Consider the following 19,811-nt stretch of genomic DNA (forward strand, 5'->3'; position numbering starts at 1 on the left):
CGCTGCTCACGGCTGCCAGTTCACCGTCACCGTCGCCGTGCCGCTGGCCGGGGTGGTGAAGGTGTGATTGGCGCCGCCTTCCCAGGTGACCGCGCTGCCGTTCTTCTTGATGAACTTGAACTGCAGCGTGGTGCTGGCCGGCACGCTGACGTCGTAGTACCAGTTCGGGTAGCTGGTGACGACCTGGTTGAAGGCCGGCCCCACCGGCGTGCTGCTGCTCCAGTTGCTGAGCTCGAAGCGGTCGCCGGTCAGGTAGACGTTCTCGCCCAGCGCCGTCGTGGCATTGGTGACGATGAAGCGCACCGTCACCTGCGGGCCGCTCAGCAGCTGGTAGCCGGCATAGGCATTGCTGTCCACGGCGCTGGCGTTGCGCACCTTGACGGCATAGCGGCCCGCGGCGATGGCAGGCACGCTGACCTTGATCTGCGTGTCTTCCCAACTGAGGATGCTCGCACCGGTCACAGCCGTGCTGCCGAAAAAGACTGAACCCTTGGTCGCGCCAAAGCCGCGGCCATCGATCGTCAGCACATTGCCGGGCTTGCCCATCATGGGACCCACATGCCCCAGCGTCGGCGTGCTGATGGCGGGTGCGGCCTGCCACACGGCCACGGCGCCCGCACCCAGCACGAAGTTGGGCACAGCGCCACTGCTGCCCACGCTCAAGGCCCCGCCGCCCAGCAGGCCACCCAGCACGTCGCTGTAGCTGCCGGCCGGCAGGGCCGTCAAGAGGCCGCTGACGGTGGTGGCCGTCGTGCTGCTGCGGTTGACGGCCACCAGCACCACCTGCGTGCCGAACTTGCGCTCGTAGATGTAGACATCCGGGCTCAGCCAGCGCTCCTGCTGCGTGCCGTAGGCCAGGGCGGCGTTGCTCTTGCGCAGGGCGGCCAGCTTCTTGATGGCCTGGTAGGCCGTGGTGCCGGTGCCGAAGCCGCTCATCATGGCGCGGTTGTTCGGGTCGCCGTTGCCCGTCATGTACTGCTCGCTGCCGTAGTAGATGGCCGGCACGCCGCGCGAGGTCAGGGTGATGGCCAGGGCCTGCTCCAGCTTGCGCTGCGGAGCGCCGGCCTGGTGGAAGCGATCCATGTCGTGGTTGTCCACGAAGGTGACCTGGTCGATCACCTGGCCATACTGGCCTGCCGTGTCCACGACGGTCTGGTGCAGGTCCTGCATGGTCTTGCTGCCGTCGCGCAGGACCTGGCGCACCCGTTGGGCGTACTGGAAGTCCAGCAGGCTCATGCCGCTGCCATTGGCGAAGGCGTGGTTGGCAGGATCGACCTCGTTGACGCCCAGAAACCACTCGCCGAAGGTGAAGACGGGCTTGTAGCCGTGGATGTGGGACATCCAGTTCTTCTGCCAGCCCATGGGCATGTGCTTGACGGCATCGACGCGCAGGCCGTCCACACCCAGGTCCAGCCAGCCCTGGATGGCGGACTTGAAGTAGGCATCCACCGTGGCCTTGTTGTGGTTGAGGTCGGCCAGGTCGAAGAGGTTGCGGTAGATGCCATCCTCCAGCGAGGAGAAGCTGGTGCCGCCGTTGTGATGGAAGAGACCGCCAGGGTCGCTGCTGTAGCTGGCCATCAGCGTGCCGTTGTCATAGAGCCGGCCGTTCTCGGCGAAGGCACTGTTGGCGGGGTCGGCAGGCGAGCTGTGATTGGGAGCGAAGTCGATGATGACCTTGATGCCCGCGTTGTGCGCCGCCGTGATCAGCGCCTGGAAATCGGCGATGGAGCCGAAGGCCGTGTTGGGCTTCTTGAAGTCGCGCGCCCAGTAGCCGTGGTAGGAGGTGCTGTTGGTGCCCGAGTAGTTGATGACGGCGCTGATGTTCTCCACCGGCTGCGAGATCCACAGGGCGGTGATGCCCATGCCGGTGAGGTAGCCGTCGCTGATCTTCTGGGTGATGCCCTTCCAGTCACCGCCGCAGTACAGCTTGAGCTGGGTGCAGCCGGCACTGAAGGCCGCGCCCGTCGGGTTGTTGGTGGCATCGCCGTCCTTGAAGCGGTCGGTGACGATCTGGTAGACCACGTCGGTGGCGAAGCCCTGCTTGTTGGACACATGCGTGTCCGGGCTGGCAGAGGACGCAAAGGCCGCCAGGGCGGCCGCGGTGAGCAGGCTCAGGCGGAGCCAGGGCCGCAGGCGGCCGGCGTTGGGGGTAGGCATGTCTCTTGTCTCCTGTGTCGGGCCTGTGTCGGCCCGTCCTTGTGCTTGATGGGTGATCCCTCGCGCCCCCGGGTCGCGTGGCGGCGACCGAGAAGCGTTAGTAGTATTGCTACATCGCGAACAAGACAAATTGGGGTGAACACCAAAACATTCCCATGAAATCCGCTTGAAACATGCCAACACCTGCGTCAAATTGGGAAGAATTTCCTGCAAATCCAGCAGCGAAAAAATGTATTTTTGATACAAAACCAGCAGCAAGCCGGGCGACCTCCGCCCCAACCCACCCCGGCAGACCGCACCGCAGGGCCGACACACAGGACAATCGCCCCCAAAACGCAGGGAGCGCCCCATGAGCCAAAGACGAGACCTGACCCCCTCACCCCAGCGCAGAACCATGCCCCGCGGGCGGCGCCGCGCCTTGGGCAGCCTCGCCCTCGCAAGTGGCCTGCTGCTGACAGCCTGCGGCGGCAGTGGCGGTGGCGGCGGGAGCACGGTGCCGGACAAGCCCACTGAGCCACCCGAGCCACCGGTCCTGCCCGTGAGCGGCCCGGGCGAGCTGAAGCGCGCCACTGCCCTCAAGCTGATCAGCAGCGGCGAGATCCAGGCCGCCATCAGCGCCGCCGGCCCCAAGGCGCCCAGCCTGACGCCGCGCTATGCCGTGCAGACCTGGCGCCTGAACTACCTGACCATCGACGGCAGCGGGGCCAGCGTGGAGGCCTCTGCCCTGGTCTGCGTCCCCGTCAAGCCGGCCGGCAGCCGCAGCCCAGTGCTCAGCTATCAGCACGGCACAACCACCAAGGACGCCGAGGCCCCCAGCAACCATGCCACGGCCGACGAGGCCGCCGTGGTCATGGCCTCGGCCGGTTATGTAGTGCTGGCGGCCGACTATGTGGGCTATGGCGCGAGCAAGGACCGCCCCCACCCCTACCTGCAGTCCACACCCACGGCCGCCGCGGTGAACGACCTGCTGACGGCCGCGCGCTACTGGCGCTACACCCAGGGCATCAAGGACAACAAGCAGCTCTTCCTGGGCGGCTATTCCGAGGGCGGCTATGCCAGCGTGGCGGCCTTCCGGGCCCTGCAGTCCGGCGCCAGCGTGCACAAGGCCCAGCTGCAGATGACGGTGGCCGGCGCCGGCCCCTACGAGGTGGACCGCGTGCTCGACGATCTGCTGGCCAAGGTCAAGGAGGAGAACAAGGTGCTGGGCCTGCTGCTCAACCCCGGCTTTCTCAAGCTGCTGGGCGACGGCGACCGCCGCAAGGTCCGCGATCTGCTGCTGGACAAGGCCGTGGGCAAGGACGCCGACGTGGTCTTCGACCCGACCTTCCTGGACCTCTACCTCGTCGATGACGTGGCCGGTATCGAAGCCCGCAGCAATGTCTATGACTGGAAGCCGGCCCTGCCCCTGTGGCTCTACCACGGGCGCGAGGACGCCACCGTGAGCTACCGCGCCTCCTCAGACACCCTGAGCGCCATGCAGCAGCGCGGTGCCGGCAACCTGGTCAGCCTCACGGACTGCACGGCCCAGCCCTCGGGCCACCTGGACTGCGTGCAGCCCTTCTGGAACTTCATGCTGCAGAAGTTCGGTACGGCGGCCAAGGATCTCTGACCTGTCACAGCTGGGGCGGCCTCAGCCCCGCTTCAGCGCCCCGGCAAGCCCCCAGCTCGCCAGCAGTCCTTGCGGCCACTGGCCTTGCTGCAGCAGCGCCATCATGGCCTGCGCCTCGACTTCGCAGTCCAGGCCCTGGGCCTGGCGCCAGCCGGCATCATGGTAGCTGTGGCGGTAGCGCTCGCCGCTGTCGCACAGCAGGGTCACGACCGAGCCCATCTCGCCCCGCTCGCGCATCTGCTGTGCGCAGGCTAGGGCCGCAAGCAGATTGGTGCCGGTCGAGGGCCCCACCGGGCGGCCCAGGTGTTCGCTGAGTGCCAGGGTGGCCGCCAGGGACCACACATCGGGCAGCTTGACCATGGCGTCGATGACCGAGGGCAGGAAGCTGGCCTCCACGCGCGGGCGCCCGATGCCCTCGATGCGCGAGCCCAGCTCGATGCGCAGCGCCGGGTCGCGACTGAGGTAGTGCTCGTAGAAGACCGAGCGCTCGGCATCGGCGCCGCAGACCAAGGTCGCATGCCGCGAGTAGCGCACGAAGCGCCCCATGGTGGCCAGCGTGCCACCGGTGCCCGCGGAGCAGACGATCCAGCGCGGCACCGGATGCGCCTCCTTCCTCATCTGCTCGAAGATGGACTCAGCGATGTTGTTGTTGCTGCGCCAGTCGGTGGCTCGCTCGGCGTAGGTGAACTGGTCCATGTAGTGGCCGTCCAGTTCGCGGGCCAGGCGCTGGGACTCCACATAGATCTGCGTCGGGTCCTGCACCAGGTGGCAGCGGCCGCCCTGGAACTCGATGGCGCGGATCTTCTCGGTCGACACCGTGGCCGGCATCACCGCGACGAAAGGCAGGCCGAGCAGGCGCGCGAAGTAAGCCTCGGACACCGCCGTGGAGCCGCTGGAGGACTCCACCACCGTGCTGCCTTCGTGCAGCCAGCCATTGCACAGCGCGTACAGAAACAGCGAGCGCGCCAGGCGGTGCTTGAGGCTGCCGGTGGGATGGCTGGACTCGTCCTTGAGGTATAGGTCGATGCCCGCGAAGCCGGGCAGCGGCAGGGCAATCAGGTGGGTGTCGGCGGAGCGCTGGAAGTCGGCCTCGATGCGGGCGACGGCCTGGCGCACCCAGTCCTGCGGGGATGCGGTGGTGAGGGCGGCATGCATGCGGGCACTGTAGCAGCGCCGGCGCTCCGGCCTGCCAATCAGGCTGCGCCCGGCCCAGCCACCAAGGCCTTCAGCCGCGCCCGACTGCTGCGCACCCAGCCCAGCAGCTCTTCGCCTTGCATGGGCTTGGCGATGAGGTAGCCCTGGGCCGTGTCGCAGCCCAGCTCGCGCAGCAGGTGCCAGTCGGCCTCGGTCTCGACGCCCTCACCCACCGTGGCCACACCCAGGCGGCGTCCCATGTCCAGGGAGCTGATGAGGATGGCCCGGCGGTTGGCGCGCTCGCTGGCGCCATCCACGAAGACGCGGTCGATCTTCAGCTCGGTGAAGGGGCTGCGCGAGAGGGTCTGCATGCTGGAGTAGCCGATGCCGTAGTCGTCCATGGACAAGCCGTATCCCTTGAGGCCCAGGCGCGCCAGGCTCAGCATGGCGGCGCTGCGCAACACCATGGTCTCGGTGACCTCCCAGGTGAGCGATGACGGCGCCACGCCGTGCCGGTTCACCAGCTCGGTGAGGCGCTCGATGAAGCCCTGGTCTGCCAGGTCGTCGGCGGTCAGGTTGACCGACAGGGTCAGGGAGGGCATGGAGCGCAACCATTGCACCAGGTGCTTCAGTGACTGCTCCACCATGGCAAGCGTGAAGCGCGCCATCAGCGGACTGCCCTCGATGCGAGCGATGAAATGATGGGGCCCCAGCAGGCCGCGATCGGGATGGCGCCAGCGGGCCAGGGCCTCGACGCCCTTGAGCTGGCCCGTGGCCAGGCTCACCTTGGGCTGGAAGTAGGGCACGAACTGCCCGCTGTCCAGCGCGGCCCGGATGTCCTCCAGGCAGGCAGCAGGCGTGGCGCCGGCGGCTGCCGCGTCGGCAGGCCGGAACTTGGCTCGCTCCAGCAGACGCTGCAGGCCGGCCAGCGTGACGGGCTTGGGCAGGGTGCCTAGCAGGCGCGGAGCGAAGTCCGCCGCATCCATGCTTTCCACGGTCTCCAGCAGGCGCGGATCACGTGCACTCATCACAATGAGGTTATCGACCCGGTAGCGCTTCCCCAACTGGCCGATCAGCTCGATGCCATCCATGACGGGCATGTCGATGTCTGTGATCAGCAGCGAAATCGACAGCCCCGCCGCCAGACCGTCCAGCACATGCAGGGCCTCCAGGCCATTGGAGGCTTCCAGCACCGAGGCGAACTGCAGGGACTGCAGCAGGTCCACCACATGCTGGCGCTGCACGGCGCTGTCCTCGACCACCAGGACGCTGCTGAGCAGCCCGCGCGGTGGAGGGGGGGCTGCCTGCGGCACCGAACTCATCTCCGTCGCTCCCGTCATCATGTGAGTGCCCCGGCGCTCATTGGCCGGGCCTCATCTGTTGGGCGAGAATCTCGCGGTCGATCAGGTCCAGCGGCACGATCTTATCGACGGCGCCTCGCTTGACCGCTTCCTTGGGCATGCCGTAGACCACGCAGCTCTGCTCGTCTTGCGCCACAGTGTAGGCGCCTGCCTTGTGCATCTCCAGCATACCGGCCGCGCCATCGTCGCCCATGCCGGTCATGATGATGCCCAGGGCGTTCTTCCCGGCTGCGCGGGCCGCCGAACGAAACAGCACGTCCACCGAGGGCCGGTGCCGGTTCACCAGGGGGCCGTCCACCACCTCGACGAAATACTGCGCCCCCACCCGCCTCAGCAGCATGTGGCGCCCGCCCGGCGCGATCAGGGCGCGGCCGGGCACCACGCGGTCATTGTTCTCGGCTTCCTTGACGGCGATGTCGCACAACTGGTCCAGGCGCGATGCGAAGGCCGCCGTGAACTTCTCGGGCATGTGCTGCACGATGACGATGCCCGCGCACACCCGCGGCAAGCGCGTCAGCACCGCCTCCAGGGCCTGCGTGCCGCCGGTGGAGGTACCGATGGCCACGACTTGCTCCGTGGTCTGCACCATGGCCGGCGCATCGCCGCAAGGCAGCACGGCATCGGCAGTCAGCTTGGACGTGGCCACCAGGGGGGCGCCCCCCCGTCCGGCCAGGCGCGAGACATTGGCCCGCGCCGCCGCCTTGACCGCCGCCACCAACTCCGTCGCGCTGCTCTTGAGGAAGTTCTTGAGGTCCAGCTTGGGCTTGGTGATGATGCTCACCGCCCCCGCTGCCAGGGCCTCGACGGAGGTCTTGGTGCCCTTCTCCGTCAGCGTCGAGCAGATGACCACCGGCGTCGGCCGTTCGGCCATGATCTTGCGCAGGAAGGTGATGCCGTCCATGCGGGGCATCTCGACGTCCAGCACGATGACGTCCGGCCATTCGGTCTTCATGCGCTCCATGGCCAATATGGGGTCTGAGACGGCATGCGTGACCTCGATGCCGGCCCCTCGATGCAGCAGGCCGCTGAGCACCTGGCGCACCACCGCGGAGTCATCGACGATCATCACCTTGATGGTCATGCTTGGGCCCCTTGCCTAGCTGGATGAGCGGTTTGGCCACGTCGCGGCCGTCGGACCGGCCTCGGGCAGCCGGGCATGCCGGACCCAGACCTCGCCGCTGGCCACGTGGAAGATGATCTCGCGGTGGCCCGCCTCGTAAAGGCTTTCCGACACGACGCGGATGCCGCGCTCCGCCAGCATGCGGCGAGCCGCCTCGCCGTTGCGCCAGCCAACCGTACTCAGCGGGCCCTCGCTGGCGAACATGGCCCCGCCGCCAAAGAGCTTGGCCTCGCAGTCCTGCGGCTCGGCGCCCAGCATCTTGAGATCCAACAGCATCAGAGCCAGGGCGTCATGGCCATAGCGGCCGTTCAGCTCCAGGCCCTGGCGATCGCCATTGCCCGGCAGCAGGAAATGGGACATGGTCCCCACCTGCAGCTGCGGCTGCCACAGCGTGATGGACACGCAGGATCCCAGCAGCGTGCGGATGCGGCAGTGCGCCCGCCCTGCCGCGTGTTCGCCCGGCAGCAGGTAGATCTCGGTCGGAGCGCGATCCATGGCCTGGCTCTCAGGGCTTGCGATAGACCGACGGCCGCACGGCCTGCACCGCATCGCTGATATCGTTGAGCGTCTCGGAATGGCCCACCAGCAGCAGGCCGCCCGGCCGCAGCTGGCCAATCAGCCGTGCCACCACCTGGCGCTTGGTCTCGACATTGAAGTAGATCATTACATTGCGCAGGAAGATGAGGTCGAAGCGGCCCAGGGCCGGCAGCGGCCTGGTGAGATTCACCTGCTCGAACTGCACCTGCTGGCGCAGGCCCCGTTCCACCAACAGCGTCCCCGCCTGCGGGCCCAGGCCCTTGAGGCAGTAGCGGCGGCGCAAGGCGTCGGGCAGGTGGCTGGCTCGGCTCTCGGGGTAATGGCCCCGGCGCGCGCGGCCCAGCATGCGGGTGCAGATGTCCGTGCCCAGCACCTCCCACTGGCCCGCGCCGAGCTCGTCGTCCAGCACCATGGCAATGCTGTAGGGCTCCTCACCACTGGAGCAGGCGGCGCTCCATACGCGCAGCGGGCGCCCCTGCTGGCGCGACTGCTGCGCGCACTCGCGCAGCAGCTGGAAGTGGGTGGGCTCGCGGAAGAAGTACGTCTCGTTGGTGGTCAGCAGGTCGATGGCATGCTGGCGCTCCAGCGGCTCCCGACCGCTTTCCAGGAGGCGCAGGTAGTCGCTGAAGCTGGCGAGCTTGAAGTGGCGCAGGCGCTTGTCAAGCCGCCCGGAGACCAGGGCGCGCTTGTTGTCGCCCAGCGTGATGCCCGCTTCCCGGAAGATGAAGTCCTGAAAGCGCGTGAACTCCTGCGTGCTGATCTCCTGCATGAGTTCGCGCCTCCTGCGATCAGCTCGCAGCCAGCATGCGCTGCGCGGCCTCGGCGCCGGAGCCCAGGGCCGCGAGGTCCACCACCGACAGGACCGCCCCCATGGCCAGCACGATGACGAAGCGGCCGTCCACCTTGCCCATGCCCGCCACGAAGTCCGGTGCGATGCGCAGTCCGAAGCTGGGTGCCGGCTCGATGTCCGTGCCGGCGATGTCCTGCACGGCATGCACCGAGTCCACCACCACGCCGATCACATGCTGCTCGCCCGCACTCTCCTGCTCGACGATAACGATGCAGGTCTTCTTGGTGATGGGGCTGGAGGGTCTCCCGAAGCGCTGGGCCAGATCCATCACGGGCACCACGGCGCCGCGCAGATTGATCACGCCGCGGATGGCCGGCGGCATCATGGGCACGTTGGTGATGCCGCCGAACTCGATGATCTCCTTGATCGAGAGAATGCCGATGGCGTAGATCTCGTCGCCCAGGGCGAAGGTCAGGTACTGCGCCGTTTCCTGCCGAGGCGGCTCCTGCCGCGCGGCGCTGCTGGGAACAATGGCGTTCATGCCGGCCTCCCCTGGATCAGTACTTGGCGAACTGCGATTCGTCCAGCTCGGCGTCGGCGAAGGCCCCCTTGCTCTCGCCCTTGGCCTGCGCCAAACGCGAGACCGGCTTGCGCGCCGCGGCCGTGCGCGGGCGCTGCAGCGCACCGCCCATGCCGCCGTCATGCCGGGTGCGGAAGAAGGCGATGATGCTCTGCAGCTCCTCGGCCTGGCTGCTCATCTCCTCGGCCGTGGCGGCCAGTTCCTCGGAGCTGGCGGCGTTCTGCTGGGTGGTCTGACTCAGCTGGCCGATGGCGGCATTGATCTGCGACACGCCGGAGGACTGCTCCTCGGAGGCCGCGGTGATCTCCTGCACCAAGTCCGAAGTCTTCTTGATGCTGGGCACGATCTCGTCCAGCAGCTGGCCGGCGCGCTCGGCCAGATCCACGCTGTTGGAGGCCACCTCGCCGATTTCCTGGGCCGCGACCTGGCTGCGCTCGGCCAGCTTTCGCACCTCGGCCGCCACGACCGCGAAGCCCTTGCCGTGCTCGCCCGCGCGGGCCGCCTCGATGGCAGCGTTCAGAGCCAGCAGATTGGTCTGGTAAGCGATGTCGTCGATGATCACGATCTTCTTGGCGATCTGCTTCATGGCCGCCACGGTGGACTTCACCGCCTCGCCGCCCTCCGCTGCCTCGGTGGCGGCCTTGCTGGCCATGGCGTCGGTCACCTTGGCGTTCTCGGTGTTCTGCGAGATGGAGGCCGTCATCTGCTCCACCGACGCGCTGGTTTCCTCGACACCCGCCGCCTGCTCGTTGGTGGCCTGCGAGAGGGTCTGGGCCGTGGAGCTGACCTGCTCCGCCGCGCCGGTGATGCCAGCCGCGCCGCTGGAGACCTCGGAGACCACATGGCTCAGCTTGTCCACCATGGTCTTCATGGCGGCCAGGAGGCTGGTGGTGTCACCGGTCCTGAGGGCGATGTCGGTGGTCAGGTCACCCTGGGCCACCTTCTGCACCACCTCGGCCGCATAGGCCGGGTCGCCACCCAGTTGGCGCATGACCGCACTGATGATGAAAAAGCCCAGCACAACGAGGGCGATCAGCGACACGATCGAGGCCGTGTACATCAGCGTCTGCGCGCGAGCCGAGGACTCGGCGGCCTGCTTGGCGGCCGCATCGGCATAGCCAGCGTTCAGGTCGGTCAGCTTGTTGATGCCAGCCTCCGCGGTGCGGAAGTTCTCGCGGTTGGCACTCAGGGCATGGTGGAACTCCGCGAAGAGCTGGGCGCGCTGCTTGGCGTCAGCGGTACGCAGGATCTGCTTGGCCAGGTCGGAGATCTTGGTGTCGCCGGCACGCCAGGTCTCCCAGTCGTTGATGAACTGCTTCCAGACCTGGGCCTCTTCGGGCTCCTGGGGCAGCGGCTCATAGATCTTCCAGGCCTTGTCGATCCGACCCCAGGCGTCCGCCTTGCGCTGCAGGTGCCGCTCCACCTCCTTGAGTTCCTCCGGGTACGCGGCGAGGGAATCGATGGCGCGGCTGGCGGAGCGTATGGCCGTCTGGGCCTCGCTGATCACCAGCAGGGACTGCACCGATGGCAGCCGGTTGCCGCTGATCTCGGCCAGCATCTCGGCATCCTTCTTCAGGCCCATGAAGGCGATCAGGATGACGACCAGCAAGGCCAGCAGGGACACCACCAGCAAGGTGACGATCTTGGCCTTCAAGGAAACTTTGGCAAACATGGTGTGCCTTTCGTTGTGTGCTTCGGAAGCTCAGCCCAGCTTGGCCAGACCGTGTGAGGACCCGGCGCTGGCCAGCAGCGCGACGACGTCCAGGATCAGCGCCACTTCGCCGCTGCCCAGGATGGTGGAACCGCTGATGCATCGCACCTGGGAGAAGACCCGGCTCAGCGGCTTGATGACTGTCTGGAACTCGCCCAGCAAGGCATCCACGACGAGGCCGGCATGCTGGCCGTTGCTGCGCACCACCACCACGCTTTCGCGGCGCGGCGGCGCGGCGTCGATTTCCAGCACGTCCCGCAGGCGAATCAGGGGCAGCACCTGGCCGCGCAGATTGCTGACATCGTGCCCGGCCTCGGCGCGCAGCTCGATGCATTCCTCAATCATGTCCAGCGGCACCACGAAGGTGGCGCCACCCACGTTGATCAGAAAGCCGTCGATGATGGCGAGGGTCAGGGGCAGGCGAACGCTCACCGTGGTGCCCACACCCTCCTGGCTGCTGATGCCCACCGTGCCGCGCAGGGCGCTGATGTTGCGCTTGACCACGTCCATGCCAACGCCGCGGCCCGAAAGGTTGGTGATCTGCTCCGCGGTGGAGAAGCCCGGCTCGAAGACGAGTTGGAAGACTTCCTGGTCGCTCAAGCGCACGTCGGCTTCGACCAGGCCGCGCTCCACGGCCTTGGCCAGGATGCGGTCCCGGCGCAGACCGCCGCCATCGTCGCTGACCTCGATCACGATGCTGCCGGAGTCATGGAAGGCATTAAGCCGCACCAGGCCCCTGGCGGGCTTGCCGCGCGCCAGGCGCATCTCGGCGCTCTCGATGCCGTGGTCCATGGCATTGCGCACCAGATGCAGCAGGGGGTCGCCGATCTTCTCGATGACGGTTTTGTCGAGCTCGGTGTCCTCGCCGCTGATCTGCAGGCCGATGTCCTTGTCCAGTTCGCGCGCCACGTCATGGACCACGCGCTGGAAGCGGTTGAAGGTGGCGCCGATCTTGACCATGCGCAGCTGCAGTGCCGTGTCCCGCACGTCCTGCACCAGGTCGGCCATGCGGGAGGTGGCCTCGCGCAGCTCGGAGTGGTCCAGCTGGCGGGCCAGCAGGTCGGCACTGGCGCCCGCGATGATCAGCTCGCCCACAAGATCGATCAGCTGGTCCAGCCGGTCGGCATCGATGCGGATGGAGCGGCTCTCCGCGCTGCGGCCGTCGCCACTGCCCTTCTGACGGTCCACCATCTGCTTCTGGCGCGCCAGGGCGGCCTCCACCACGGCGGGCTGAACGACCTCGTTGTCCACGAGGATGCTGCCCAGCAGGGGGGCCGCCTCGGCACCGCCCGGCGCCTGGGACTGCAGGGCCAGGGCCTGGTCCAGCTCATGGGCGGTGACGCTGCCGCAGGCCACGAGGATCTCGCCCAGGCGCAGATTGGTCTCGGGCAGGTCCTCGATCAGGGCCAGGAAGTCGCCAATGCGGCTGTGCGGCGGCAGGATGCGCAGCTGGCAGTCGTCGCGCACGAACTCGAAGACGTTCTCGATCGCGGCCTTGTCGGCTGCACTGGCGAAGGCGATCTCGAAACCCAGGTAGCAGATCTCGGGATCCATGGACGCGGCTGGCGGCAGCGCGTCCGGCAGCGTCGCGATGCCCACGATGCGCCCCAACCGACCCAGGTAGCGCAGAAAGGACAGCGGGTCCATGCCCATGCGCAGCACGTCCGGACCGAAGCGCAGGGAGAGGTGCCAATGCTCGTCGGCATCGTCGCTCTCGCGGGCGATGCGCTCCACCTGCGCCTCGGGCATGGCCACCGCATTCGGCGCGGGCTGCAGATAGCGCTTGAGCTGAGCCAGCAGCGGCGCGCCGGCGGAATCGCTGGCTTCGGTGGGCGAGGTCTGCCCGGCGGCGAGCAGCTCGATCAGCTCGCTGATGTGGTCCCGGCAGGACAGCAGCAGCACCACCAGCTCGTCGTCGATGGCAATGCGACCGTCGCGCACCTCGTCCAGCACGCTCTCGGTCACGTGGGTGAAGGCCACGATGTGGTCCAGGCCGAAGAGGCCCGACGAACCCTTGATGGTATGCGCTGCACGGAAAATGGCGTTCACCGCCTCGCCCGGCTCGCTGCCGTGGTCCAGGCCCAGCAGGGCGGACTCCATCTCGGTCAGCAGCTCACGGCTCTCGGCAACAAAGGTCTGCAGGGCTGCGTCCAGGTCCATCGACTCACCTCGCTTCGTCTTGCAGGGGCATGACCAGGGGATCTCCGAAGAAGGCCGCCACGTTCAGCAGCTCGAAGACCTCCAGCACGGCCGGGCTGTGTCCGTGCAGCCGCAGCGCTCGGCCCTGTGCGGCCGCCTCGCGCTTGAGCATCATCAGCAGCTGCAGCCCGGCGGTGTCGAGCTCGGTCACACCCGCCAGGTCCAGCTCCAGCACGCCGCCTGCCCCCTCCAGGGCCTGCAGCCATTCGGTCTTGAGCTCGGCCGCACGGAAGATGGTCAGCTCGCCCTGCGGGTGCAGGCAGGTCCCGACGGCGCTCAAGGCAGCACCAGCTTCTGGACGGCGTTGAGCATCACCTCGGGGCGGAAGGGCTTGACCACCCAGGCCTTGGCGCCGGCGGCCTGCCCCTCGGCTTTCTTGCCCTCGGCGGACTCGGTGGTCAGCATGATCACCGGCGTGAAGCGGTAGGCCGGCATGGCCTTGACGGCCTTCACGAAGCTGATGCCGTCCATATTGGGCATGTTGACGTCGCTGATGATGAGATGGACTTTCTGGCCCTGCAGCTTGTTCAAGGCGTCCTTGCCGTCGCAGCCCTCCAGCACCTCGTAGCCGGCACCGCGCAGGGCAATGCCCACCACCTGCCGCAGGGAAGCGGAGTCGTCCACCACCATGATGGTCTTGGCCATGTCGTCTGTCCTTAGAAGAAAGTGATCTCGTCGCTTGCGGCCGCGGCCGGTGCGGCGTTCTTGCCGCCCTTGTGCAGCGCGCGCTCCTCGGCCATGGCGTAGCTGCGTTCCAGCTCGGCAAGGAGGCCGACCGCGTCCAGGGCCTGCAGACCCTCGCCGCGCTCGAAGCGCTCCAGCTTGCGGGCCAGCAACGGCGGCAGGCTTTCCATGTTCTGGCGCACATGGGTCATGACCTGGCTGATGCGGTCCTGGAACTGCAGATGAACCAGGGCCTCGGCAATCTCGCCCTGCACATAGTCGCGTCCGCTCTTGAGTTCGTTGGAGGACTGCACCAGGGCGTCCGTAGCCTCACGGAACTGCGAGAGCACCTGCTCGATCACGACCTCGGACTGCTGCAGGGAGCGCTCGTCCTCGCCAGCGGACTGCTCGGCGGCCTGGCAGGTGGCCTGGATGGCCTCGCTGACAGCCGCCACGGTGGCCGCGATCTGGCGGCCGGTATCGCCGGAGCGCCCCGACAGGGTGCGCACTTCCTGGGCCACCACGGCGAAGCTGCGGCCCTGCTCGCCGGCCCGGGCTGCCTCAATGGCGGCATTGAGCGCCAGGAGGTTGGTCTGCTGCGCGATGCGCGCGACATCGGCCGCCATGTCCTGCAGGCGCTGAATATGCTGCTGGAGCTCCTGCACCTTGCCCAGCATGGTGGCCTTGCCGCTCATCGCCGACTTCATGGATCCCAGCAAGCCGCCGAGCTCGCGCTCCCCATGGGTGAAGACGGCAACCAGGCCGCGCTCGCCGCTGGTCATGGACTGCGAGTTCATCTCTGTCAGCTGCGCACTGCGCTGGAGCTCCTGCACGATGGCACCGAAGCGCTGCGCCAGGCCGGCGACGGCCGTCTCCATCTGGGAACGCGAGGACTCGATGTGGCCACTCCAGACCGGCAGCAGCTGCTCGCCCAGGGCGCGCTCGCCGTCGAGGCAGTCCAGGAGCTCCTGCCGCTGCCGCGCCTGCTGGCGGCGATCCAACTGCCAGGCCCAGCCCGCCAGGGCGAGGACTCCGGCGGCCACGAGCCAGGACCACCAAGCGGCCCCTGCCGCGGCCAGCAGGCCAGCCAAGGCCAGTGTCAAGGCACATGCCATCACACCGAGACGGAGCTTGCCGTCGGAGTTGCTGCTCAATGTTCACCCCCTGAAGTCGGCAAGCGTCCGGGGCGCGGGCCTCGACAGTCCGTCGAGGCCCCTGCCCCGGAGCCGCCCCTGTTGTACCGAACAAAGTGCTGGGACGAGTAGAGCACCTTTCGGCCAGCAACCACAAGCACTTGAGGGTCAAAACGCCACGCCCTGCAACGGCAACGGCAACGGCAACGGCAACGGCAACGGCGCGAACGGTGCCACACCCGGGTGATGGCTTCCAACAGCTGCTGCGATGCAGTATCACGGCCGCACGGGGCTCCGGTGCGGCGTGGCAATTCGTGCAGAAGTTGCAGGTTTGTCGAAAACATGCATCCGAGTACCAGCATTTACCACAACCATCGCTTGACTGGAGGAGACGCCTGCATGCCATCCGCCGTTCGCCGGCTCACGGGCCCCTGCCCTGCTCCAGCAAGTTCGTGCCGCAACCCTGACGCACTTTGTGGGGACAGCCTGTCCCTGGGTCTGGAGCCCCTGGCGCTGTTGCACGAGGCCGGACGGGACGCCAAGGGTGCTGGATCACCCCGACCCCCACGTGCTGGCGGACCGCCTCATCCTGCTGCTGGAACGGCGCGCACGGCTGTGAGGCTGCGAGGGCTTCGGCCTGCTGATTTATGGCCAGCCCACGCGGCGCGAGGCGCCGGCCACCATGCACATGCCCCGGCACTGCCGCCCACTGCGCCTGAGCTCGGACCGCCGAGGCCGAGCCCGCCGGATACAGAATCTGCGTCCCGCATCGGCACCGATCGGGCCACTGACCTAATCGCCCAGCTTTTCACGCTGCACGAAGGTGATGTCTGGCATCACGGACTCCGTGCCCAGTCCATCGGGAAGCGCCGGGGGATGGCGTCCGCTGCGCCGTCAGAGGTCGAGCTCACTAACAGCGATATTGAACCGCCACATCTGCACCTGCCGCAGGCCCGCCCGCTTCAGGCACGCAGCGCCCGCGCTCCGCATCGGCGGTGCGAGGAGCGTCGCTGACGCGCAGGCGCTAGGGGAGCGCCAGGAGGCCAACCCGGCACTGACTGCGGACAATCGAGGCCGCCGCATGCAGGCACAAGCGTGCGATGCCCAGAATCGAGAACACACGCGGAGGAATCCCATGATCAACGCACTGCTGGCGGCCGCTGCCGTCCTGTCCCTGGCCGCCTGCGCCAGCAATCCTGCCCAGGACGACAGGGCCGGAGAGCAGGCCAGCTATACCACCGGCTCCAATATCGCGCGCCGCGACAAGGGCGCCGTGCAAAACGCCGAACGCTACAAGAAGGACCCGGTGACCGAGGCCATGGGCGAGGACTACGGCAAGAACCCGGTCACCTACAGCAAGTAAGACGCCCGGCAGGGCCGCGCCGGCCTACGCAGCGGGACCCGGCGCAAGACCTGCCCCCTCAGCCCAGGCCCAGCTCCGCCATGAGGCGTGCCACCTGTGCCTTGAGCTGATCGACCTCGGCGCGCAAGGCCTGCAGTTCCTCGTCGCGCCTCGGGGCCTCCTGGCCGGTCGATGCAAGCTGGGCCTCCACCTGCACAGGCCCAGCCAGCAGTTGCGCCCAGCGCTGCTCTCGCGCCCCGGGTGCGCGCGGCAGCTTCAGGGCCAGCGGGGGTTGGCGCTCGGCCAGCTCGTCCAGAAAGCCCTCCACGGAGGAGATGTCGGCGAAGCGGTGCAGGCGCTCGCAGTTGAGGCGCAGCTCGGCGGCGGTCTGGGGACCGCGCAGCATCAGCACGGTGAGCAGGGCCTCGGCTTGGCCTGGCACGCCGTAGACGCGCCTCAGGTTGTGTTCGAAGCGCACGACACGGCTGCCGCTCACCTCCTGCACCAGGCTCATGCCCTTGAGCTCGTTGAGGGCCTCCAGCGCCTCGGCCTCGCTGAGGTTCATGACCGGCTCGCGCGCGGTCTTCTGATTGCAGCCCTGGGTCAGGGCGTTGAGGGACAGGGGGTAGCTGTCGGGCACGGTGTGCTGCTTCTCCACCAGCACGGCCAGCACGCGCGCCTCGGCGGCGCTCAGGTCTCGCAAGCTCATCGATCAGACCCCGAATCCGTCATCCGCCTGGATCACGGCGCCGTTGATGAAATGACTTTCGTTGGCGCACAGCATCAGCAGGGTGGTGTCCAGGTCCTGCGGTTGGCCCACGCGCTTGCGCGGCAGCAGCTCGATGAGCTTCCTGCCCTGCTCGGTACTCCAGTGGTGGTGGTTGATTTCGGTGTCGATGTAGCCGGGGCAGATGGCGTTGACATTGATGCCGAACTTGCCCCACTCCAGCGCCATGGCGCGGGTCATGTGGATGACCGCAGCCTTGCTCATGGAATAGACGCCGATCTGGCTCAGCACTCGCAGGCCGGCCATGGAGGCGATATTGACGATGCGCCCGCCCGTGAACGTGCCTGGTGCGGCGCCGCGCGCCCGCGCCAGCATGCGCTTGCCCACCTCCTGCGCGACGAAGAAGGCGCCGCGCACATTGGTGTCCATCACGAAGTCGTAGTCGTTGACGGTGACGTCGGTGAGTTTCTGTGTGGTGCTCACGCCGGAGTTGTTGACCAGGATGTCGATGGTGCCCATCTCGGTCTCTGCATGGGCGACGGCGGCCTTGATGGAATCGAGGTCGGTGACGTCCAAGGACACGACGTGGGCATCACCCCCTGCGCCCTCGATCTCGGCGCGCAGGTCCTTGAGGCGTTCAATCCGCCGCCCGGCCAACACCACGCCGGCCCCTGCCTTGGCCAGCGTGCGCGCGAACTGCGCCCCCAGGCCACTGCTGGCCCCCGTCACCAGGGCCACGCGCCCTTCCAGATCAATGCTGTAGCTCATGGCTCACTTCCTTCATTCGTCCTGCGATGTCCGGGGGATGTTAAGCCTTCGGAAGCGCCCCTTGGCGCCTGCAGGGGCAGGGAGGCAGACGGGTGCACCGACATCCGGGACAACGCCCCGCTAGAGCGGCGTCTCTAGGGTCTGGCGCCACAAAAATAGCACGATCGTTCTATTTTCCAGACACCCCAGTAGAATGCGCCGCAATTGTGCCGAAACGGGGCGAGCCCCGGTGACGGCAAAGCCCATTACAAATCCTGAAGGACACCCGATGACCAGCGAAGAACTTCTGGCCCAGTTCGGCCCGCGCGAGAACATGGAATACGACGTGGTCGTGGTGGGCGGCGGCCCGGCCGGCCTGTCCACCGCGATCCGCCTGAAGCAGCTGGCTGCCCAGAAGGGCCAGGAGCTCTCCGTGGTCGTGCTGGAGAAGGGCTCGGAGCCCGGCGCCCACATCCTCTCGGGCGCCGTGATGGACCCGCGCGCCATCACTGAGCTCTTCCCGAACTGGAAGGAGCTGGGCGCGCCGCTGAACCAGCCGGTGTCGGCGGACGAGGTGCTGTTCCTGTCCAAGGACGGCGCGCGCGACACGCCTCAGTGGCTCATCCCCGAGTGCTTCCACAACCACGGCAACTACGTGGTCGCGCTCGGCGCAGTCACCAAGTGGCTGGGCGAGCAGGCGGAGGCCCTGGGCGTGGAGATCTTCCCGGGCTTCGCGGCCGCCGAGATCGTCTACGGTGAAGACGGCAGCGTGCGCGGCGTGGCCACCGGCAACGTGGGCGTGGGCCGCAACGGCGAGCCGCACGACGGATTCCAGCTGGGCATGGAGCTGCTGGGTAAGTACACCATCTTCGCCGAGGGTGCGCGCGGCCACCTGGGCAAGCAGCTGATCGCCAAGTTCCAGTTGGACGCAGGCAAGGATCCGCAGTCCTATGCCATCGGCATCAAGGAACTGTGGGAGGTCCCGGCTGGCCAGGCCAAGCCCGGCCTGGTGGTGCACACCGCCGGCTGGCCCGCGGATCATGAGACCTACGGTGGCGGCTTCCTCTACCACCTGGAAGGCAACAAGGTCACGCTGGGCTATGTGGTCGGCCTGGACTACAAGAACCCCTGGCTCTCGCCCTTCGAGGAGATGCAGCGCTGGAAGACCCACCCCAGCATCCGCAAGCACATCGAGGGCGGCAAGCGTATCGGCTACGGCGCCCGCGCCATCACGGCCGGCGGCCTGCTGTCCCTGCCCAAGCAGGTCTTCCCGGGCGGCGCCCTGGTCGGCTGCGATGCAGGCTACCTCAACGCGGCCCGCATCAAGGGCAGCCATGCCGCCATCAAGACCGGCATGCTGGCCGCCGAGGCCGCCTTCGAGGCCCTCACGGCCGGCCGCCAGCATGACGAGCTGAGCGCCTACCCCGCCGCCTTCGAGAAGAGCTGGCTGCACGAGGAGCTGGACCGCTCACGCAACTTCAAGCAGTGGTTCAAGAAGGGCAACACCGTTGGTACGCTGATGACGGGCATCGAGCAGTGGCTGCTGCCCAAGTTGGGCATCAAGAGCCCGCCCTGGACCATTCACCGCGAGCTGCCGGACCACGTCTATCTGCGGCCGGCGGCGGAGTCCACCAAGATCGACTACCCCAAGCCTGATGGCAAGCTGACCTTCGACCGCCTGTCCTCGGTGTTCATCTCCAACACCAACCATGCGGAAGACCAGCCGGTGCACCTGACGCTCAAGGACGACTCGGTGCCGGTCAAGGTCAACCTCAGCCGCTTCGCCGGCCCGGAGAGCCGCTACTGCCCGGCCGGTGTCTACGAGTTCGTGAAGAACGAGGACAACAGCGATCGCCTGCAGATCAACGCCCAGAACTGCGTGCACTGCAAGACCTGCGACATCAAGGACCCGACGCAGAACATCGTCTGGATCACGCCGGAAGGTGGCGGCGGACCGAACTACGCGGGCATGTAAGCCTGCTGCTCCGTCCCAAAAAGGAA

The 19,811-nt window shown here is 67.5% G+C and carries 17 protein-coding genes; 3 read left to right on the top strand and 14 right to left on the bottom strand.

Features of this window, described 5'->3' with window-relative positions; translation table 11 throughout:
* Positions 1–6: 6 nt before the first annotated feature.
* Positions 7–2,157: an alpha-amylase family glycosyl hydrolase gene (locus H5407_RS08945; protein WP_183104103.1), complete on the bottom strand. Its 2,151-nt coding sequence runs from the start codon at positions 2,155–2,157 to the stop codon at positions 7–9.
* Positions 2,158–2,506: 349 nt separating this feature from the next.
* On the opposite strand from H5407_RS08945, the gene H5407_RS08950 reads away from it, so the two are divergent.
* Positions 2,507–3,766, top strand: coding sequence for a prolyl oligopeptidase family serine peptidase (locus tag H5407_RS08950; RefSeq protein WP_255501159.1), 1,260 nt, complete (start codon positions 2,507–2,509; stop codon positions 3,764–3,766).
* A gap of 21 nt (positions 3,767–3,787) precedes the next feature.
* Here the strand turns inward: H5407_RS08950 and H5407_RS08955 are convergent, their stop codons facing one another.
* The 11 genes from H5407_RS08955 to H5407_RS09005 are packed head-to-tail and all read right to left on the bottom strand — an operon-like array spanning position 3,788 to position 14,964.
* Entirely contained in the window at positions 3,788–4,921 is a 1,134-nt protein-coding gene (locus tag H5407_RS08955) for a PLP-dependent cysteine synthase family protein (RefSeq protein WP_183104104.1), read from the bottom strand.
* 38 nt (positions 4,922–4,959) lie between these two features.
* Complete coding sequence (locus H5407_RS08960; protein ID WP_255501160.1) at positions 4,960–6,222, bottom strand: EAL domain-containing protein; 1,263 nt, start codon at positions 6,220–6,222, stop codon at positions 4,960–4,962.
* Between the two features lie 37 nt (positions 6,223–6,259).
* A complete protein-coding gene (locus H5407_RS08965) occupies positions 6,260–7,342 on the bottom strand; it encodes a chemotaxis response regulator protein-glutamate methylesterase (protein WP_183104106.1) in 1,083 nt (360 codons plus the stop codon).
* A gap of 15 nt (positions 7,343–7,357) precedes the next feature.
* The gene (locus H5407_RS08970; RefSeq protein WP_183104107.1) at positions 7,358–7,876 is read right to left on the bottom strand and encodes a chemotaxis protein CheD; all 519 of its coding nucleotides are present in this window, start codon (positions 7,874–7,876) and stop codon (positions 7,358–7,360) included.
* A 10-nt stretch (positions 7,877–7,886) separates the two neighbouring features.
* Complete coding sequence (locus tag H5407_RS08975) at positions 7,887–8,687, bottom strand: protein-glutamate O-methyltransferase CheR (protein WP_183104108.1); 801 nt, start codon at positions 8,685–8,687, stop codon at positions 7,887–7,889.
* A gap of 19 nt (positions 8,688–8,706) precedes the next feature.
* The gene (locus H5407_RS08980) at positions 8,707–9,249 is read right to left on the bottom strand and encodes a chemotaxis protein CheW (protein WP_183104109.1); all 543 of its coding nucleotides are present in this window, start codon (positions 9,247–9,249) and stop codon (positions 8,707–8,709) included.
* A 16-nt stretch (positions 9,250–9,265) separates the two neighbouring features.
* Positions 9,266–10,960 carry a methyl-accepting chemotaxis protein gene (locus H5407_RS08985; protein WP_183104110.1) on the bottom strand — a complete coding sequence of 565 codons (1,695 nt, stop codon included), beginning with the start codon at positions 10,958–10,960 and terminating at the stop codon, positions 9,266–9,268.
* 30 nt (positions 10,961–10,990) lie between these two features.
* The gene (locus H5407_RS08990) at positions 10,991–13,159 is read right to left on the bottom strand and encodes a chemotaxis protein CheA (protein ID WP_183104111.1); all 2,169 of its coding nucleotides are present in this window, start codon (positions 13,157–13,159) and stop codon (positions 10,991–10,993) included.
* A gap of 4 nt (positions 13,160–13,163) precedes the next feature.
* Positions 13,164–13,478: a lipid asymmetry maintenance protein MlaB gene (locus H5407_RS08995; protein ID WP_183104112.1), complete on the bottom strand. Its 315-nt coding sequence runs from the start codon at positions 13,476–13,478 to the stop codon at positions 13,164–13,166.
* Entirely contained in the window at positions 13,475–13,843 is a 369-nt protein-coding gene (locus H5407_RS09000) for a response regulator (protein ID WP_183104113.1), read from the bottom strand. The genes H5407_RS08995 and H5407_RS09000 overlap by 4 nt, the downstream gene beginning before the upstream one ends.
* 11 nt (positions 13,844–13,854) lie before the next feature.
* Positions 13,855–14,964 carry a methyl-accepting chemotaxis protein gene (locus H5407_RS09005; protein ID WP_183104114.1) on the bottom strand — a complete coding sequence of 370 codons (1,110 nt, stop codon included), beginning with the start codon at positions 14,962–14,964 and terminating at the stop codon, positions 13,855–13,857.
* A gap of 1,165 nt (positions 14,965–16,129) precedes the next feature.
* Here H5407_RS09005 and H5407_RS09010 point away from each other — a divergent pair.
* Positions 16,130–16,357, top strand: coding sequence for a hypothetical protein (locus H5407_RS09010; RefSeq protein WP_183104115.1), 228 nt, complete (start codon positions 16,130–16,132; stop codon positions 16,355–16,357).
* Positions 16,358–16,415: 58 nt separating this feature from the next.
* Here H5407_RS09010 and H5407_RS09015 read toward each other — a convergent pair whose 3' ends face one another.
* Both H5407_RS09015 and H5407_RS09020 read right to left on the bottom strand, forming a co-directional pair.
* On the bottom strand, positions 16,416–17,045 hold the full coding sequence (locus tag H5407_RS09015; RefSeq protein ID WP_183104116.1) for a YceH family protein: 630 nt from the start codon (positions 17,043–17,045) through the stop codon (positions 16,416–16,418).
* 3 nt (positions 17,046–17,048) lie between these two features.
* Positions 17,049–17,831, bottom strand: a complete 783-nt coding sequence (locus H5407_RS09020; RefSeq protein WP_183104117.1) for an SDR family oxidoreductase — start codon at positions 17,829–17,831, stop codon at positions 17,049–17,051.
* 268 nt (positions 17,832–18,099) lie between these two features.
* Between H5407_RS09020 and H5407_RS09025 the strand changes: the two genes are divergently transcribed.
* Positions 18,100–19,785: an electron transfer flavoprotein-ubiquinone oxidoreductase gene (locus H5407_RS09025; RefSeq protein ID WP_183104118.1), complete on the top strand. Its 1,686-nt coding sequence runs from the start codon at positions 18,100–18,102 to the stop codon at positions 19,783–19,785.
* Positions 19,786–19,811 lie beyond the last annotated feature (26 nt).

It is taken from the genome of Mitsuaria sp. WAJ17, from assembly GCF_014174515.1.
GTDB lineage: Bacteria > Pseudomonadota > Gammaproteobacteria > Burkholderiales > Burkholderiaceae_C > Roseateles_B.